Here is a 17,154-nt window from a genome sequence, read left to right on the forward strand (position 1 = left end):
GAGCGTATCGGCAAGGATGGCGTCTACTTTAGTTGTTTTGCATGGTGCTAGGTATTTCCTTACGTCCTTTTTCTTTACCGAAAGGGAGGGTAATGTGGGGGTGGCCTTGATGGCTCTGGCCGACGGGGGAGGGGGGCGCACGAGCGGGGGGCGGTTAGTGGGACGGTAAGTGGGACGGTAAGTGGGACGGTAAGTGGGACGGTAAGTGGGCGGCGGGTTTTTTCTCGAAGACCGTGGCAACCTCGTCTGCGTAGATCAGTTGCCATTCGCCTCTTTGCTGCAGGAATCTGGCGAACCTGGAATCTGTCTCGAAGATGATCCAGCTGATGCCGTAACGCTCCAGCACCCGGTCCCATCCGGGCCGGAAATCGATCACCTCGTTGTATTCCTTGAGCCGCTGTGCTCCGTACATGTCCAGCCTCCCGTCGATGAAGACCCGGCAGGCCGGATAGCCGCGGTAGATGAGGTAGTCCCCGAACTCGTCGCTGTTGAACACCTTACCCTTGATCCCCTTGCGCAACACGAACTCGCAGGCGTCCACCGGCATCAGCCGGCGGTCGAAGGAGTGGCGGAAGAGCCCTCCGGCAGTTGCTGCGGTCACCACAGCCACGGCCGCTGCTCCCCACACGGGCAGGGCGCGGCGCTCCAGGCGGGCGAGACGGGTGGAGAGCCCCTTTAAGAAGCGCACCCACCTGCCGCCACCTTCCTGACCCAACTCCCCGAGCCGGGCTGCCAGCGCCGGAGCGGTGACCAGGTTGAACAAAGGGATGTAGCGCGCCGAGGTGAGGGCCATGTAGCCGAACCCCAGGGCCAGCAGCAGCTCCGTCGGCTCGGTCTTTTTTCGTGACAGCGCGAAGAGGGCGATCAGGAGCAGCAGCATGCAGTTGAAGGGGAGCCAGCCGTGGACGGAGGGGGGGAGAAACTCGGCGACGTGCTCCATGAGGTAACGGTCCGAGACCAGCCTGAGCGGGAACAGCAGCAGGCGCCAGCCGTATGGGTTGAGTAGCGCCGCGGCCAGGCACCCCAAAAATGCGGCACCAAGCTCCCCGGTCTTCCTCCGCGCGGCGCGCCGCGTCTCAGGTGTGCCGCCGGCCATCCCAGCCGCCGTTCCGGCCAGGTAGGCCGCAAGCAGCAGGAGTCCCGCGGCGAAGCCGCCGTGCAGGTTGGCCCACAGCAGCATAAGGGGGGGCAGCAGCCACAGCGACCTGCCCCCCCTCCTACGCCAGGCCTCCAGCAGGTAGTGAAAGACAACCAGCAACAAGAAGGTGAAGAGGTGCGGCCGCGCCAGCCAGTGCAGCTTTGAGCAGATGAGGGTGGCCAGCGTGACCGCCGTCGCCGGGAGAACCCCCGCGTGGTAGCTCATGAGGGCCCTGAACAGCAGCCGGAAGGTTGCCGCCAGCAGCAGCGCATACAGCGCGACCACCCCGCTCATCCCGCATGCCTGGTGCAGCAGCGCCATGATGACCTCCGCGAGCCATTCGTGCGCCGTCCAGGGAAGTGGCGGGGCGTGCTGCGAGAACATGTCGAAAAGGGGGACGGCCCGGGCCCTGAGGATCTCTTCCCCGGCGCGGATGTGGTAGCCGGTGTCCCCATCGAGCAGCAGCTGTGACGGGGTGGTGAAGAACAACGTGCAGAGCACCGTCGCCAGGAGCAGATCGGCGATCGAGGGAACCAGGCACTGTGTCAGGTGGCGATTGTTCATCCAGGTCGGGTACCGGCCGGCACATCAGGCCCAAAGGGCGTATCGATCGCGTTTGCTGCGACCGTCGCTGGGGAAAAGGGTTCGGGAGAGGCCCTCGCCGGCGTACCGCATGCCGGCAAGGGGTGTGCGTCTACTTCCTGGCTCTTGCATAGCTCAGTGCCAGTTGTACGGAAATTACCAGCAGGATGAACGTGTTGAAGTCGACTTTCATGGGATCACCTCCTTGGACGCGAATTTCCTCCGTGGTGCTGCCCTGACTGCCACTACTTGAACACCCTTGCGATCTGGACCACCGCCGGGCCCAGTACCACCACCAGCAGGGCCGGGAAGATGGCGAAGACGAGCGGGAAGATGAGCTTCACGGTGGTCTTGGCGGCGGCCTCCTCGGCGGCTTGCCTCCGTTTTGTTCTCAAGTCGTCGGAGAAGGAGCGCAGGGCCTGGCTCAGGCTGGTCCCGAACCGCTCGGTCTGTGAGAGCGTGGCGGTGAAGGATCTCATGTCGTCTACCATGGTTCGTTCCGCCATATCCTTGAGCGCCTCGACTCGCGACTTGCCGGCCCTGGTTTCCATGGTTGCCTGGCGGATCTCCTGGGCCAGCGGGTTCTCTTCGAACTGCGGGGCATCCGAGGCGCGCAGCAGGGCGGCATCCATGCTGAGGCCGGCCTCCACGCAGAGGGTAACCAGGTCCAGCACGTCGGGCAGGGTGTGGAAGATCACCAACTGGCGGTTCCTGACCTTTACGGAGAGCCAGTAGCTGGGCAAGAGGTAGCCGATGATGGCGCAGGCCAATAAGACAGCGATGCCGGCGATGTCGAAGTAGGCATGCCTGGGTGCCGCTATGAAGAGGAGGTAGGGGAGCGGCAGCAGTACGGCTAAGAGGAGCTTGCTCCCGAGAAAGACATGCACGCTGTCGCGGTGGAACCCCGCCGCCACCAGCGCCTTTTTGTAGCGGGAATGTTCCTGCTTCGGGAGTTTCACCCGCTCGCCGATGCGCCGCAGCTTGTAGGCCCAGGTGCCGGACTCCACTTCCGGCATGAGGTGCAGAGGCTTGTCCGTCGGGAAGAAAGCGGCCAGGCGCTGCGCCACCGGGCTCCTTTTCGACAGCAGAAACCGGGACAGGGCCACCGAAAGCAACAGCACCGAGCAGAATACCGTGAAGGCAATCAGGTAGAGCATGGCGTACCTCAGATCTGGATTCTGATGATCTTCCTGATGATGACCAAGCCGACCAACTGCAGCAGCGTGGCGAAGGCGAGGATGTAAAGCCCCAGCGGTTCCTTGAGCAGTTCCTTCTCGTATTCCGGGCTGAGCAAGGTGAAGCTTACGAACGCCACCAGCGGCAGCGCCCCCAGCACGTAGCCCGAGAGCCTCCCCTGGGCCGTGTAGACCCGTACCTGCCTGCGGATCTTCAGTCTTTCCTTGATGGTGACCGCCAGCTTGTCCAGAAGTTCCGAGAGGTTCCCCCCGATGTCGGAGTTGATGGCCACCACGGTGGTGAAGAACCTGAGGTCCATGCTCTCGATCCGCTGGTTCATGGTGGCCAGGGCGTCGACCAGCCTAAGCCCGAGTTGTTGCTGTTCATACGCGATCCTAAAGAGCGTCCCCGTCGGCTCCGGCACCTCCTCCCCCACCAGTTGGATGGCGGTGGTCAACGATTGGCCGGCCCTGAGGGATCGGGCGATCATGCCCAGCGCGTCCGGGAAAAGCTCGGTGAACCTGGCGATCCTGCGCGAGGTCTTCACCCTGATCACGACCTCAGCGGACAGCAGCGGCACGGCGGCGGCAGGCAAGGCCGCAGGCAAAGACCCCGTCTCCAGCGCCGTCACGGCGGCAAGGAGCACCGCCGCGGACACGACCGCTGTTGCCAGCAGGGCGGGGGGGATGTCGATGCCGGCCTGCTCCAGCCTTCTTCCCATCTGGCGCGCTTGCGGCAGACGGGTCATGAGCTCTCCCGCCTGGCGCGCCTTCCTGGCCAGGGCCTCGCGCAATTCGGGCTGGATCTCCCCGGTGGTCCCGCGCGCCATCTGCTGCAGCCTCCTTCTGAGTTGCGTCCTGGCGGAGGCGTTGCGCTGCAGGATGTACAGGGAGATGGCGCTGCTGGCGCAGAGGGTGGTGAGAAAGACCAGTGCCACGATAGGAACAAGCATGGTCGGCTCCTAGTCCCGGAACATCATCTCGGGAAGTTGGTGTCCGAACAGTCTGAAACGCTCGGCGAAAAGGGGCCTCACGCCGGTGGCGCGGAATTCACCCAAGACCCGCCCCTCCGGGTCGATCCCCCTCTGATGAAACACCATGACGTCGTGCATCATGATGGTGCCCCCCTCCATGCCGGTGATCTCCGAGAGCTTGGTCACCTTGCGGGTGCCGTCGGAGAACCTGACCAACTGCAGCACGATGTTCAGTGCCGATGCCATCTGCTCCTTCACTGCCCGTTCCGGAAGGTCCAGGCCGGACATGAGCACCATGGTTTCCAGGCGGGAAAGGGCGTCTCGGGTGGTGTTGGCGTGGACCGTGGAAAGGGAGCCGTCGTGGCCGGTGTTCATCGCCTGCAAAAGGTCCAGGGCTTCGGCGCCGCGCACCTCGCCGATGATGATGCGGTCCGGCCTCATCCTGAGCGCGTTGCGCAGAAGCTCGCGGGAGGTCACCTCGCCCCTTCCCTCCAGGTTTGGGGGCCTGGTTTCCAGGCGGACCACGTGTTCCTGTTTCAGGTGCAGTTCCGCCGAATCCTCTATGGTGACCAGCCGTTCATCGGCGGGGATGAAGGCGGAAAGGACGTTCAGGAGGGTGGTCTTGCCGGTCCCGGTTCCGCCGGAGATCAGGATGTTCAGCCTGGTCTGCACCGCACCCTCCAGCAACTCCGCCATCCGTTCATCCAGCGTCTCCAGCTTGATCAGGTCCCGCATGGTCAGGGGATCGCGGCCGAAGCGCCGGATGGAAAGGACGGGGCCGTCCAGCGCGAGAGGAGGGATGATGGCGTTGACGCGCGAGCCATCGGGAAGCCTGGCGTCGACGTACAAAGAGGCGAAGGTGAGAGATTACTGGGGGAGGCGCCCCGACTCCCTGCGGCGGCCGCGGCTTTTGGAGCGGCTCTACCCCTACATCTTCAACAATTCCTCGCGCGGCCGTTCCTTTTTACAGGAGTTTTTCGCCGTTTCCCCCGGGCAGCTGCAGGATCCCTTCTTCTCCCATGCCGTGCGCTGGGGGGGAGGGATGCGCAACCTCGCCTTCCTGTCCCCCGAATACCGCAGCTGCCTCTCCGGCTACGACCCGCGCGAGGAACTGGCCCGCTGGCTGCCGGAGAGCTTCGCCGGCCGGGATCTCTTGTGCCGGGCGCAGGTGCTGGAGATCGAGCTCTTCCTGGCCGGTTTTCTCCTCTCCTCGCAGGGGGACCGGGTCGCCATGGCGCACTCGGTCGAGATGCGTCACCCCTTCCTGGACTACCGGGTGATCGACTTCGCCTTCCGGCTTCCGCCCCACTGGAAGATGAGGGGGCTGCAGGAGAAGTATTTACTGCGCAGGGCCTGCCGTAACTTGCTGCCGCAGCGGATAGCCAGCAGGGCGAAACACCCCTACCGGGCGCCGGTGAGCGCACTCTTTTCCGCGGCATCCCCTGCAGACTATGTCGACGACCTGTTGTCGGGGGAGAGTCTGAAGGCCAGTGGGTACTTCGATCCCGACAAGGTGGCACGTCTTTACCAGCGGGTGCGTGAGACCCCGCCGGGGACGCTTGGGGAGTTCGCCAACATGGCTCTTATGGGGGTCATCTCCACCGAAATCCTGCACCGGCAGTTCCTGGCATCCGCCTCCTACCAGGGGGCGCGGAGACTGACCCCGGACCTGGTGCGGTACGGTGCTGAGAGGAAGATGGAGGGGCGGGAGCGGCGCTACTGCACCGAGCGCCCCTGACGGGAGAGACCATGGAACTGCAGGGTGTGCATAGCTTTCTGGAATCGAGCGCCGCCGCGCGGCCGGACAAGGTAGCCCTGGTCCATGACGGCGAGCGGGTCAGCTATCGGCTGTTGAACCGGGCCGCGAGCCGCCTGGCCGCCTTCCTGGTGCAGCGGGGAGTGTTCCCGGGAGACCGGGTCGTGATCATGTTGAGTAACGGCGTGAAGTACGTGGCGAGCTATTATGGCGTCCTGAAGGCGGGAGCGGTCGCGGTGCCGCTGAACGTGGAGACTGGGCAGGAGACGCTGAGCCGCCTGCTCGAGGAGTTGCAGCCGGTGGGGATCATCCTGGAGCAGGGGGGCGGCTTCCTGTTGCAGCAACTCCCCCTGGCGCCCCCCTCGGTCCGCTTCGTGCTGGCGGCCGACGCCTCTTTCCCTGTGTGCGAACCGCGCCTGGTCTGGGGGTGGGACGAGGCCCTCGGGGGGGAGGAGCTTCCCGCCGGGACCCGCGCCGTTCCCGCAGAGTCCCTCGCCAGCATCATCTACACCTCGGGGTCCACGGGGCAGCCGAAGGGAGTGATGCTTTCCCACCGCAACATCGTGAGCAATACCCGCTCCATAGTGGAGTACCTGCACCTCACCGAGAGCGACATCCAGATGGTGGTGCTCCCGTTTTTCTACGTCATGGGAAAATCGCTGCTCAACACCCACATTGCCGTGGGGGGGACTGTGGTGATCAACAACAACTTCGCCTACACCGCGTCGGTGATCAGGCAGATGGCCGAAGAGGGGGTGACCGGTTTTTCCGGCGTCCCATCGACCTACGCCTACCTGTTGCACCGCTCACCGCTGGCGTCCTTCCGGGACCAGCTCCCGAGCTTGCGCTACTGCACCCAGGCCGGCGGGCACATGCCGCGCGAGATCAAGGAGCGGCTGCTGCAGGTACTCCCCCCGCACACCAGGCTTTTCATCATGTACGGCGCCACCGAGGCGGCGGCACGGCTGACCTACGTTGAGCCGGAAAGGCTTCCGGAAAAGCTTGCATCCATAGGAAAGGCGATCCCGGGCGTGACGGTACGGGTGCTGAACCCCCAGGGGGAGGAACTCGCCCAGGGGGAATGCGGCGAGCTGGTGGCGTCGGGGGACAACATCATGCTCGGCTACTGGAACGATCCCGAGGCGACCGCCCGGGTGCTGGACCGCAACGGCTACCACACCGGCGACCTTGGTTACCGCGATGCCGACGGCTACCTGTACGTCACGGGAAGGAAGGACCACCTGCTCAAGGTGGGGGGGCACCGGATCGACCCGCAGGAGGTCGAGGAGGTGCTCATGTCCAGCGGCTTCCTGCTGGAGGTGGTGGTGCTCGGCCTGGACGACCCGCTGTTGGGCAAGAAGCTGGTGGCACTGGCGGTTCCCCTGGGAAGCGATCCCAGCGACCGGACCCTGCTCTCCTTTTGCCACGCCCGGCTTCCCAGGCATAAGGTCCCTGGGGAGATACGGCTGGTCGCGGCGCTCCCCAAATACCCAAGCGGCAAGATCGACCGCGCCTCCTGCCTGAGCCTGTGCTCCTGAGGCGGCCTGCCGCGGACCGCAGTCGCTAGAACGTCAATCCATGCCGCACGCCACCCGGCGCGTGGTCGCGAAAGAAGGTGCCCTATGACAACGACAACAGGATTTTCCGCCCAGGTGCTCCGGCTCGACCCGCAACGGGAGACCGACCGGATCTGCGCCAGGATCAGGGAACTGATGCGCAACCAGGTGAAACGGGGAGGGGTGGTGGTAGCCCTCTCCGGCGGGATCGACAGCAGCGTGACCGCGGCCCTGGCCGTGCGGGCGCTCGGGAGGGGACGGGTGATCGGCCTGGAGATGCCCGAGCGGCATTCGGCGCGGGAGACCCTGGCGCTGAGCGGCAAGGTCGCCGCCGCGCTCGGCATCCCGACCCGGGTGGAGGACATCTCCGGGATCCTACAGTCGGTGGGATTCTACGAGAAGTACGACAACGCGGTGAGGATGGTGGTGCCGGAGTACGGTGACGGCTGGGCCTCCAAGATCGTCATCTCCGGGGTGGCAAACCAGCCCCGCTTCACCTCGTTCTACCTGGTCACCCAGGACGCCCAGAAGGTGCAGTCTACGGTGCGTCTCCCCCTGCAGCCCTACCTTGAGATCGTGGCGGCCACCAACTTCAAGCAGCGCATCAGAAAGATGCTGGAGTACTACCATGCCGACAGGCTCAACTACGCGGTCGCCGGCACGCCCAACCGTCTGGAGTACGACCAGGGGTTCTTCGTGAAGCTCGGTGACGGCGCCGCCGATATCAAGCCGATCGCCCACCTGTACAAGTCCCAGGTGTACCAGCTCGCGGAATTCCTGGGGATCCCCGAGGACATCCGCAGCAGAAAGCCGACCACGGACACCTATTCCCTGGCGCAGGGGCAGGACGAGTTCTACTTTTCGCTCCCCTACCAGATGATGGACCTCTGTCTCTACGCCCGCAACCACGACGTCACGGCGGAAAGCGCCGCCCCGGTCCTGGGGCTCGAACCGCAACAGGTGCGGATGGTGTACAGGGACATCGACACGAAGCGAAAGACCACGCGCTACCTGCACCTCCCGCCGCTTCTGGTGGAAGAGGTGGAGTGGGAGTGACAGCTTAGGCAAAGGAGGCGACAGATGAACCTAAAGGACGAGATCAGAAATTTCGTTGTCGAGACTTTCCTCTTCGGCGATGCCGGCGGGCTCACCGATGACAGCTCCTTCATCAGGGAGGGGATCATCGATTCGACAGGGATCCTGCAACTGGTGGCGTACCTGCAGGAGCGTTACCAGGTCGCCGTGGCGGACGATGAACTGATCCCGGAGAACCTCGACTCGGTACAGCGGGTGGCGGCGTTCGTTGAAGGGAAGCGCAACGGGGCTTCCTGCGCCGGCAGCGAAGGGTAGGGAAGCGATGCGAGGGACGATGAGCGGCAGGATCATGCAGAGGATACTGGGGAAGCTCGCGATGATTTCCCCGGGGGGGTACTCGCTGCGTCCCTGGCTGCACAAGGTGCGCGGCGTGCGCATGGGAAAAAACGTCTGGATCAGCCAGCTGGTCTACCTGGACGACCAGCACCCGGAAAAGATCGAGATCGGCGACAACGTCACCATCGGCCTGGGCTGCACCGTCTTTGCCCACTTCTACCTCGGCGACCGCTCCCCCGAGGATGCCAGGACGGGGGTGGTGATCGGAAACGACGTCTTCATCGGCCCCAACTGCACCATACTGGAGGGGGTCACCATAGGCGAGGGGGCCGTGGTGGTGGCGGGGAGCGTCATCACCAGGAACGTCCCCCCCGGCGTCCTCTACGGCCCCCCGGCGGCGGAACCCCTGGCCAGGATCACCCATCCGCTCACCGAAAACGGCCAGGTCCAGTACCAGAAGTTCCTCTTCGGCCTCAAAAAGCTCTAGTCGTAACTCTTCTTCATCAGGTGGAACAGGAGCGCGAGCAGGACCATGAAGCCGACCGCGATCCCTCCCGCCACCCGCCTTTTCTGATGCGACTGCTCGATCTCCTTCAAGGCCGCATCCAGTTTTCCCAGCTCCTTGTTGATGGCGGCAGACTCCCCCTTCACCCGGGCCACGTCCACGTCGTGGAAAAGCGTGTGGAAGCGGTTTCTGACCGAGAACAGCGACTTGCCCATCTTCTCGGTGTCCACGCCGCTTACCTGGAAATCCGCGATCCTGCGCGAGATGTCGTCGATGTACCCTTCGGTCTGCTGCATGGCGTCCCGGATCGCCCTGGCCCTGTCGAAGCTGTGGCAGCGGGTGCAGCTCTTCTCGTTGATGAGGGCCAGCGACGCCTTCACCACCTGGTGGTTGCCGTGGCAGGTGACGCAGGTGGGGCCGCCGGCGCCGAGGGCCCTGCCGTGTGCGCTGGAGAGGTAATCCTTGTAGACGCCGGGATGGCAGCGCCCGCAGAAGCCGGGGATATCCTTCTCCTTCGGTGCACCCAGGAAGCCGCGCTGCGGGGTCATGGCGTTGGCCGCGTCCTTGGGGTCGCCGCCGTGGCAGCCGTTGCAGGAGATGCCGTTGTCGGCGTGGATGCTGCTGCGCCAGAGCTTGACCGGCGCCCCCAGTCGGTCCGGCAGCGTGCCGTGACACTGGATGCAGACCGTCTCCGGTTGCTCCACCGGCGCGGCCAGGGCCGGCTTCAGGAAGGCGAGCGAGGCGAGGAGCAGGATGGCCAGGGTGTTTTTGCGAATCATGACAGGTGCCCCCATACGCTAAGAGCGATCCAGAGCAGGATGCCCGCTATCACCAGGGTCAGGAATACCGGCCGCTTCAGCGGATGCCGCTCCGGAGAGCGGTCGATGAAGGGGAGCAGCGCCAGGAAGGTCATCGCCGCCGCCTGCACCGAGAGCCCCAAAAGCTCGCTCGGGAAGATCTTCAGGGTCTGGTAGTTGGCCAGGAAGTACCACTCCGGCTTGATGTGGGCCGGGGTCTTGAACGGGTCGGCCGGCACGAAGGCGTCCGGGGTGAAGGGCATGCCAGGCCAGAAGAAGACCACCGCCAGAAAGACGGCGAAGTAGATCGAGATCGAGGCCAGGTCCTGCAGCGCGTAATTGGGGAAGAAGGGGATCCCCCCCGGGTGACCCTGGTAGTGGTACTGTTGCGCCTCGAAGGGGGTCGCCGTTCCCTCCCTGCCGAAGGGGGGCGCCGAGACGCCGGTACGCTTCAGAAGGAACAGGTGAGCCCCGATGACGGCGGCGATCACCACGGGAAGGACGGCGGCGTGCAGGGCGAAGAAGCGCCCCAGGGTCGGCGGGCCGACCAGCTTGCCGCCGCGCAGAAATTCCACCAGGTAGGGACCCACGACCGGGATGGCGCTGGCGCTGTTGGTGGCGACCGTTGTGGCCCAGAAGGAGAGCTGGCTCCAGGGGGCCAGGTAGCCGGTGAGCGAGATCCCCTGCACCAGGGCGAGCAGGGTGAAGCCGGTGACCCAGTTCAGCTCGCGCGGCGCCTTGTAGCTTCCCATGAGCAGGGTGGAGAGCATGTGCAGGATCAGCACCGCCACCATCATGTTGGAACCCACCGCGTGGCACAGGCGGATCAGCCAGCCGTAGGGGACCTCGTTCATGATGAAGGTGACGCTCTTGAAGGCCTTGTCGGCGTCGGGGACGTAGTAGATCATGAGCAGCATCCCGGTGATCACCTGCAGGGCGAAGATCACCAGTAGCACGCTTCCCAATGAATACCACTCGTTGATGTTGCGCGGCAGCAGGTAGCCTGTCAGCTCCTTCTCCACGATCTCGCCGACCCCGATGCGCAGGTCGAGCCAGCGGTACAGCCTTTTTAGCATGGACGTTTGCCTCCGTGGGGGGTTAGCCGATGGTGATGTTGCCTTCGGTGACGGTGAGCGGGATCTTGGCGAGCGGACGCGGCGGGGGGCCTCCCAGCACCGTGCCGTCGGTGGAGAACTGGCCGCCGTGGCAGGGACAGAGAAACTGCTGCTTCTCCTTGACCCACTGCACGATGCAGCCCAGGTGGGTGCAGACCGCGGAGAGGGCGACCAGTTCGCCGCTCTGCGTCTTGATCAGCACGGCCGAGGAACCGGCGAACTCGAAAAACTTGGCGTCCCCCTCCTTGAGCTCCCCAACCGGGATCACCAGCTTGGCAGCCCCCCCCTGGCCCGACCTGGGCGCCAGGTAGCGGAAAACCGGATATCCCGCGGCAACCGCGGCGGCGGCCGTGGCCCCGGCCACGCAGACCCCGAGAAACTTCCTTCTTCCCTCGTTCTCCATGCATCCTCCCTGCTTATGTCTGTCGATTCGGCACAAGTATAATGACAGCTTGCACCATTTCAAGCGACTTTTTCATGAAGGTGAGGTGGTGGTCCCGTTCACCGTGAGAGCGCCGGCGCCGCGGCCGGCGCGGCACGGGTTCCCGTTTCCCTGCGTCTTCTTTTACTAATGAGCGCGTCGGCGCTTTCCCCTTTACCCCCGGCGGACTTTCCGGTATGCTGGCGCCCTCGCCGGGGGGAGTGCGGATGCCGTCGTCGCCGGTGACACCTTCTAAAAGGAGAACGGATGGAAACCTACTACGATCCCAAGGACTTGGGGAGCTTTGCCGAGATCGGCAAGGACGCGCCGGAGCTGGCCGGCAAGTTCTTCGACTATTACAACGAGGTGTTCGCCGAGGGGGAGCTGACCGAACGGGAAAAGGCGCTCATCGCACTTGCCGTAGCCCACACCGTGCAATGCCCCTACTGCATCGACGCCTACACCAGGGCCTGCCTGGAAAAGGGGTCGCACCTGGGCGAGATGACCGAGGCGCTGCACGTGGTGACCGCTATTCGCGGCGGCGCCTCCCTGGTGCACGGCGTGCAGATGCGCAAGATCGCCGAGAAGCTTTCGCTTTAGGAGGCGGGGATGGACGTGGCGACTGGGAGGCTGGGAGAGAGTTTCGGGGAGCGTCTGGCGCGCCATGACCTGTCGCTCACCCGTGAGCGGACCACGGCGCTGCAGGTGAACCTCGGGCTTGCCTGTGACCTCGCCTGCGGCCACTGCCACCTGGAGGCGGGGCCGGCACGCAGCGAGATGATGCCGCGGTCGGTCATGGCGGAGGTGATCGCCTGTGCCCGCCGCTTCAGGTTCGACAGCATAGACCTGACCGGGGGCGCGCCGGAATTGGTCCGGGACCTCCCCTACCTGGTGCGGGGGTTGGCGCCGGAGACACCGAGGCTCATCCTGCGCAGCAACCTCGTGTCGCTGGAGGGAGAGCGGGGCGAGGAACTTTTGCAGCTGTACCGCGAATTGAAGGTGGTGCTGGTTGCGTCGCTGCCGGCCGGCAACCAGGCCCAGACCGAGGCCCAGCGCGGTGCGGGAGTGTGGGAGAGGAGCATCCGGGCACTGAAGAGGCTGAACACCCTGGGGTACGGCCTGCCGGGAAGCCCCCTGGAGCTCGACCTGGTCAGCAACCCCTCCGGGGCTTTCCTGCCGCCGCCGCAGCTCCAGGCCCAGGAGAAGTTCCGGCGCGACCTCGCCCGCAAACACGGCGTGAGTTTCCACAACCTCTACACCTTCGCCAATGTCCCTCTGGGGCGGTTCCGCCGCTTCCTGGAACGCTCGGGGAACCTGGAGGGCTACCTGGAGAAGCTCTCCGTTGGCTTCAACCCCTGTGCCGTGGCCGGGCTCATGTGCCGCAGCCAGCTTTCCGTGGACTGGTGCGGGCGGCTCTACGACTGCGATTTCCACCTGGCCCAGGGGATCTTCCACGGCGGCGGGGAACGTCTCATCTCTTCCCTCACCGAACTCCCCCCCCCGGGGACACCGATTCCCTCCGCCGATCACTGCTACGCCTGCACGGTCGGCTCCGGATTCACCTGAGGCGGCAGCATCGTGGCCTAGTTAGGCCGCTTACCCGCCGGCTTTGCCGGCTCCTCGCCGGGGCGGAACACCCGCCCGCGGTAGCTCCCCTTTTGCTCCCAGAAGTGGCGGAATTCCCGGTTGCGCAGCACGCGCATCTGGGCGAGCGTGTGCCTGGAGAGTTCGGGGGGGAGTTTGCCGCGCGGCACCCGGCTCCAGGGACCGCGCCAGGAGCCGGACCGGTACCAGGCCCCGTCGCTCGCCTTCAGGTACGACCCGCCAAGGTAAAAGAGGTCCCCGGCGCTCCCCACCGCCGCCCCGAACCCCAGTTCCGCGGGGAAGAGGAACAGGGGAGGGCGCCTAGCCGTCGACGGCACCGGCCGGACCGGCTCCCCTCCCTGCGGCGCGGGAGCCGGTGGATGCTGCTCCTCCAGTTGCCGGTAGTACTCATCGTAGAACGGGTAGGGGTAGTAGGTGTCGTCGGCGTCTGCGCTTGCGGCCATTGCCGGGAGCGCGATGACCAGGGTCAGCGTGGGCAGAATTTTCATGGCAGCCTCCCTTCCCGTGCCTGGCGGGCAAGCCCGGTGAGCTCCAGGCTCGCCCGCCAAAGGCGCTCCGCCGCGGCCAGGTCGTAAGAGGCGGGCGAGGAAGCCCCCTCCCTCTCGGCGGCCCAGTAGCCGCCGCTTCTGCCTGCCACCTCGCCGGCGCAGGCGAGGTGGAGCACGGTGCGCGCCCCCCGGCGCGGCCCGACCAGCGCGCCGCTTTTCAAGGAGCCGGCGACATGGGAGAGCCAGCTCCCCAGGCCGTTGTTCAGCGAGAAGCGGGTCAGCACGTTGCCGGGGGCGGCCGCGTTGGCCGTGATCCCGCTGCCCTCCAGCCGCCGGGCCAGCTCATAGGTGAACAGCAGGTTCGCCAGCTTGGACTGGGCATATGCCCTCCTGCCGTCGTACCCCCGCTCCAGGTTCAAGTCGTCGAAATCGATACCGGGGCAGCCGCGATGGGCGGCGGAGACCACGTTGACCACCCTGGCCCGCTCCCCCCGGCGCAGCAGTTCCAAAAGGAGCAGGGTCAACAGGAAGTACCCCAGGTGGTTGAGGGCGAAGGTCATCTCCAGCCCCTCGGGGGTGGTGAGGCGCCGGGCGAATCTCCCCCCGGCGTTGTTTACCAGGAGGTCCAGGCGCGGATAGACCGCTTGGAAACGGCGGGCGACCGCGCGGACCTCCTCCTGGATGGAAAGGTCCGCCTGCCAGAACTCTACCTGGTAGTTGCCGCTTTCCCGCTTGATCGCTTCCGCGCTCTTTTCGCAGCGCACCCGGTCCCGTCCCACCCCGATCAGCGTTGCCCCCGCCCGGGCCAGGGCGAGCGCGGTGGCTCTCCCGATCCCGGAACTGGCCCCGGTCACAAGGCAGATCCTGCCGGTCATGTCTGGCCGTGCGCGCATGCCGTCCCCCTTTTGCATATTTTTAAAATAATTTAACGATTCTCCGGTGGCCGGTGCGATTGTCAAGTTTCCCATCTGCCATTTTTCGTTGGGAAGTTGGCCGGCATCTGCGCTATAGTGACCGGTGGTCCGGTATCCCGCCGGGCCAACCTCGAGGATGAAAAGGGGGAGTCGGTGGCAAGAAGACCATGGGTGGACAATGAACAATGCATCAGCTGCGGCATCTGCATCGCCAACTGTCCGCAGGTGTTCCGCTTCGATGCGCACGGCAAGTCGGAGTGTTACAACCCTGCCGGCGCCGCGGAGGATGTGATCCAGACGCAGGCCGTAGAGCTCTGCCCGGTGTCGTGCATCGGGTGGGAGGAGGAGTAGGGTGTCACCGGCCAGCCGGCCTGCCGGCCTGATCAAGGGAGGCGCCCTGTTCGCCTGCGTGGTGGCGATCAGCCTGTTGCACTACCTGACACCGCTCAGGTTGGGGATGCTGCACGACATCTTCCAGCGCCTGTACTACATCCCCATAATCCTTGCCGCCTACTGGTTCGGGTTCCGCGGGGGCATCGGCTGCGCCATCCTGGTGACTGTGGCCTACGCCCCGCACATCCTGTTCCAGTGGGGGGGGCACATCGCCATGGAGATGGAGAAGTACCTGGAGGTAATCCTCTACAACGTGGTAGGGGGGATCACCGGCTTTCTCTCGCAGCAGGAGCGTTGCCGGCGCGAGGAGCTGGAACGGACCGCCCAGGGGCTCGAGGATTCCTACCGGCAGCTCAAGACCCAGTCGGAGCTGATCATCAGGATCGAGGAACAACTGCGGCGCGCCGAGCGCCTGTCGGCCCTGGGCGAGCTCTCCGCAATACTGGCCCACGAGATTAGAAACCCGCTCGCCTCGATCCGTGGCACGGCGGAGATCCTGATGGAGGAGGCCCCCCCCGCCTCTCGGCGCGGCGAATTCCTGGAGATCCTGGTCAAGGAGTCGGACCGGCTGAACCGGGTGGTGGAGGATTTCCTGCGCATGGCGCGTCCCGAGCCGGCCGACAAGAGAGAGTGCGACGTCAACGAGGAGCTCGGCAACATGGTGACCCTGCTGTCGGCCCAGGCGCGCGGCTGCGGGGTGAGTCTCGACCTCTCCCGCGAAACCCTGCCGCGGCTGGTGGCGGACCCGGAGAAGCTGCGCCAGGCCTTCCTGAACATCATGTTGAACGCGATTCAGGCCTCCCCGGAGGGGGGGACGGTGCGGGTCTCCACCTCCTTCGACCGCAAGGGAGGCTGCATCGAGATACGTATCGCCGACCAGGGCGCGGGAATCGCACCCGATGCCATCGCCCAAATCTTCGAGCCCTTCTTCACCACCAAGGGGAGCGGCACCGGCCTGGGACTCTCGATCACCAAGAAGATCGTGGAGGGGCACGGCGGGAGCCTCGAGGTGGAGAGCGAGCCGGGGAGGGGGGCCACCTTCAGGGTGCGCCTCCCCGTCTCCGGTTGACACTGTGGAAAATCCTACTGCGCCTGCCGGATATTCCACAGGGCCGCCCGAACCGGCTCCCCGGGAGGGAAACCCGGTGCAGTGATGCCGGGTAGTTAACCCGCCTCCGGTTGCCTGGCACGTTCCTTGTAAAAGCGTTGTGCGTTCGGGCAGGAGGGCGCACGCTGCGCCCCGCGCCGAACCGGGGGCAACGTGATGAAAAACAAGATCCTTAACAGCGCGCTCGTCCTGGCCGTGGTGACCGTCCTGGCCGTTTTCGCCTTTTACGTGCGGGTCGGGGCGACCGCCGACCAGGTGGTGGTGCTGCGTACCTCGGGGATGACCTGCGGCGCCTGCGTCAAGAAGATCACCGAAGCCCTGCAGTCCCAAAGGGGGGTGGCGGCGGCGGAGGTGGATCTCGAGTCGGGTCTGGTGGTGGCCGGCTACGACTCGAAGCAGACCGCGCCCGAGAAACTCGCCCAGGCCGTGCAGAAGAGCGGTTTCCCTTCCCAGGTGGCCCAGGTCGTCACGCCGCAGCAGTTTCGCAGCGCGGTCGGTCGGGACATCGGCGGCAAGGCGCCCGTCGGAGGGTGCTACGGCTCGCGCGGCTGTGGCGCCGCCCAATGAACAGTTTTCGCCACGCCCGCGTGGCGCGATTAAGCAACAGCCTGCCCGTCAGGCCCGAAAAGGAGCAACACATGGTTCAGTCGAGCAAAAAAGGATTCAAGGCCCTCCTTCTGGTCGCCATCGCCCTCGTGGCCATGGCGAGCGTTGCCTTCGCTTTCAACCTTCCCGGGATGGGGAAATACGAGAAGGTGAAGCCGGCGGCCGGCAGCGTCACCATTCCCGTCGCCAAGGTGAGCGACGGCAAGGCGCATTTCTACAAGTTCGCCGATGCCGGGAAAGAGATCAACTTCTTCATCGTCAAGGGAAGCGACGGCCAGCTTCACGTCGCCTTCGACGCCTGCGACGTCTGCTACCGCGAGAAGAAGGGGTACGAGCAGCAGGGCGACAAGATGAACTGCCTCAACTGCAACCAGAAGTTCGCCATCAACCGCATCGGCGCGGCTTCGGGCGGCGGCTGCAATCCCTCCTACCTTGCCGCCAAGGTCGACGGAGGCAAGGTGACCATCTCCGTCAACGATCTCAAGGCGGGTGCCCGCTTCTTCTAGGCGGCGCGGGCGGATAGAACCCAGGTACGTGAAACGCCGGGAACGCGCATGGCCGCGCCCCGGCGTTTTCTTGTGCCCGCTCCGCGGGCGCCGCGCCCCCGGCGGAGCCCCCCCTCCACGGCAAGGGAAGGGAGAGGCCGCCGC

At 65.3% G+C, this 17,154-nt stretch carries 20 protein-coding genes; 11 read left to right on the forward strand and 9 right to left on the reverse strand.

Translation table 11 applies throughout. The annotated features are described in order from the left end of the window. Positions 1-154: 154 nt before the first annotated feature. The 4 genes from KOM00_RS14165 to KOM00_RS14180 all read right to left on the reverse strand — a co-directional run bounded on the left by KOM00_RS14165 (position 155) and on the right by KOM00_RS14180 (position 4,718). Positions 155-1,702 (reverse strand): hypothetical protein, encoded by a 1,548-nt coding sequence (locus tag KOM00_RS14165; protein ID WP_216499584.1) that lies wholly within the window; start codon positions 1,700-1,702, stop codon positions 155-157. A 263-nt stretch (positions 1,703-1,965) separates the two neighbouring features. Further along, entirely contained in the window at positions 1,966-2,877 is a 912-nt protein-coding gene (locus KOM00_RS14170) for a type II secretion system F family protein (protein ID WP_216499585.1), read from the reverse strand. Positions 2,878-2,885: 8 nt separating this feature from the next. Beyond that, the gene (locus KOM00_RS14175; RefSeq protein ID WP_216499586.1) at positions 2,886-3,848 is read right to left on the reverse strand and encodes a type II secretion system F family protein; all 963 of its coding nucleotides are present in this window, start codon (positions 3,846-3,848) and stop codon (positions 2,886-2,888) included. A gap of 9 nt (positions 3,849-3,857) precedes the next feature. Next, complete coding sequence (locus KOM00_RS14180; protein WP_328758565.1) at positions 3,858-4,718, reverse strand: CpaF family protein; 861 nt, start codon at positions 4,716-4,718, stop codon at positions 3,858-3,860. Between the two features lie 10 nt (positions 4,719-4,728). Here KOM00_RS14180 and KOM00_RS14185 point away from each other — a divergent pair, with 10 nt between their 5' ends. The 5 genes from KOM00_RS14185 to KOM00_RS14205 all read left to right on the forward strand — a co-directional run bounded on the left by KOM00_RS14185 (position 4,729) and on the right by KOM00_RS14205 (position 9,039). After that, positions 4,729-5,607: an asparagine synthase C-terminal domain-containing protein gene (locus KOM00_RS14185; RefSeq protein ID WP_328758566.1), complete on the forward strand. Its 879-nt coding sequence runs from the start codon at positions 4,729-4,731 to the stop codon at positions 5,605-5,607. An 11-nt stretch (positions 5,608-5,618) separates the two neighbouring features. Next, complete coding sequence (locus KOM00_RS14190) at positions 5,619-7,163, forward strand: class I adenylate-forming enzyme family protein (protein ID WP_216499588.1); 1,545 nt, start codon at positions 5,619-5,621, stop codon at positions 7,161-7,163. Positions 7,164-7,247: 84 nt separating this feature from the next. Then, a complete protein-coding gene (gene nadE, locus KOM00_RS14195) occupies positions 7,248-8,237 on the forward strand; it encodes an NAD(+) synthase (protein ID WP_216499589.1) in 990 nt (329 codons plus the stop codon). 24 nt (positions 8,238-8,261) lie between these two features. Then, on the forward strand, positions 8,262-8,531 hold the full coding sequence (locus tag KOM00_RS14200; RefSeq protein WP_216499590.1) for an acyl carrier protein: 270 nt from the start codon (positions 8,262-8,264) through the stop codon (positions 8,529-8,531). A gap of 19 nt (positions 8,532-8,550) precedes the next feature. Continuing rightward, positions 8,551-9,039 carry an acyltransferase gene (locus tag KOM00_RS14205; RefSeq protein ID WP_216499591.1) on the forward strand — a complete coding sequence of 163 codons (489 nt, stop codon included), beginning with the start codon at positions 8,551-8,553 and terminating at the stop codon, positions 9,037-9,039. Here KOM00_RS14205 and KOM00_RS14210 read toward each other — a convergent pair. From KOM00_RS14210 to KOM00_RS14220, 3 genes are read right to left on the reverse strand one after another with little or no spacing between them, the layout of a single operon-like run. Further along, positions 9,036-9,836: a cytochrome c3 family protein gene (locus tag KOM00_RS14210; RefSeq protein ID WP_216499592.1), complete on the reverse strand. Its 801-nt coding sequence runs from the start codon at positions 9,834-9,836 to the stop codon at positions 9,036-9,038. The two genes, KOM00_RS14205 and KOM00_RS14210, sit on opposite strands and share 4 nt — an antisense overlap. Continuing rightward, on the reverse strand, positions 9,833-10,930 hold the full coding sequence (locus KOM00_RS14215; RefSeq protein ID WP_216499593.1) for a cytochrome b: 1,098 nt from the start codon (positions 10,928-10,930) through the stop codon (positions 9,833-9,835). The genes KOM00_RS14210 and KOM00_RS14215 overlap by 4 nt, the downstream gene beginning before the upstream one ends. 22 nt (positions 10,931-10,952) lie before the next feature. Beyond that, on the reverse strand, positions 10,953-11,372 hold the full coding sequence (locus KOM00_RS14220) for a QcrA and Rieske domain-containing protein (RefSeq protein WP_216499594.1): 420 nt from the start codon (positions 11,370-11,372) through the stop codon (positions 10,953-10,955). A 285-nt stretch (positions 11,373-11,657) separates the two neighbouring features. Here KOM00_RS14220 and KOM00_RS14225 point away from each other — a divergent pair, with 285 nt between their 5' ends. Beyond that, positions 11,658-11,990, forward strand: coding sequence for an arsenosugar biosynthesis-associated peroxidase-like protein (locus tag KOM00_RS14225; RefSeq protein ID WP_136526164.1), 333 nt, complete (start codon positions 11,658-11,660; stop codon positions 11,988-11,990). A gap of 9 nt (positions 11,991-11,999) precedes the next feature. Next, positions 12,000-12,956 (forward strand): arsenosugar biosynthesis radical SAM (seleno)protein ArsS, encoded by a 957-nt coding sequence (gene arsS / locus KOM00_RS14230; protein ID WP_216499595.1) that lies wholly within the window; start codon positions 12,000-12,002, stop codon positions 12,954-12,956. Between the two features lie 17 nt (positions 12,957-12,973). Here arsS and KOM00_RS14235 read toward each other — a convergent pair whose 3' ends face one another. Both KOM00_RS14235 and KOM00_RS14240 read right to left on the reverse strand, forming a co-directional pair. Continuing rightward, positions 12,974-13,483 (reverse strand): hypothetical protein, encoded by a 510-nt coding sequence (locus KOM00_RS14235; protein ID WP_216499596.1) that lies wholly within the window; start codon positions 13,481-13,483, stop codon positions 12,974-12,976. Next, a complete protein-coding gene (locus KOM00_RS14240) occupies positions 13,480-14,376 on the reverse strand; it encodes an SDR family NAD(P)-dependent oxidoreductase (RefSeq protein ID WP_216499597.1) in 897 nt (298 codons plus the stop codon). Before KOM00_RS14240 ends, KOM00_RS14235 begins: the two co-directional genes overlap by 4 nt. 174 nt (positions 14,377-14,550) lie before the next feature. Here KOM00_RS14240 and KOM00_RS14245 point away from each other — a divergent pair, with 174 nt between their 5' ends. The 4 genes from KOM00_RS14245 (at position 14,551) to KOM00_RS14260 (ending at position 17,010) form a co-directional block, all read left to right on the forward strand. Then, the gene (locus tag KOM00_RS14245; protein WP_216499598.1) at positions 14,551-14,748 is read left to right on the forward strand and encodes a ferredoxin; all 198 of its coding nucleotides are present in this window, start codon (positions 14,551-14,553) and stop codon (positions 14,746-14,748) included. A 1-nt stretch (position 14,749) separates the two neighbouring features. Further along, positions 14,750-15,859: a two-component system sensor histidine kinase NtrB gene (locus KOM00_RS14250; RefSeq protein ID WP_328758572.1), complete on the forward strand. Its 1,110-nt coding sequence runs from the start codon at positions 14,750-14,752 to the stop codon at positions 15,857-15,859. Between the two features lie 195 nt (positions 15,860-16,054). After that, entirely contained in the window at positions 16,055-16,465 is a 411-nt protein-coding gene (locus KOM00_RS14255; protein ID WP_216499599.1) for a heavy-metal-associated domain-containing protein, read from the forward strand. A 71-nt stretch (positions 16,466-16,536) separates the two neighbouring features. Then, on the forward strand, positions 16,537-17,010 hold the full coding sequence (locus tag KOM00_RS14260; RefSeq protein WP_216499600.1) for a DUF2318 domain-containing protein: 474 nt from the start codon (positions 16,537-16,539) through the stop codon (positions 17,008-17,010). Positions 17,011-17,154: the final 144 nt, after the last annotated feature.

Origin of the sequence: Geomonas diazotrophica, assembly GCF_018919385.1 — a bacterium.
GTDB classification, from domain to species: Bacteria; Desulfobacterota; Desulfuromonadia; order Geobacterales; family Geobacteraceae; genus Geomonas; species Geomonas diazotrophica.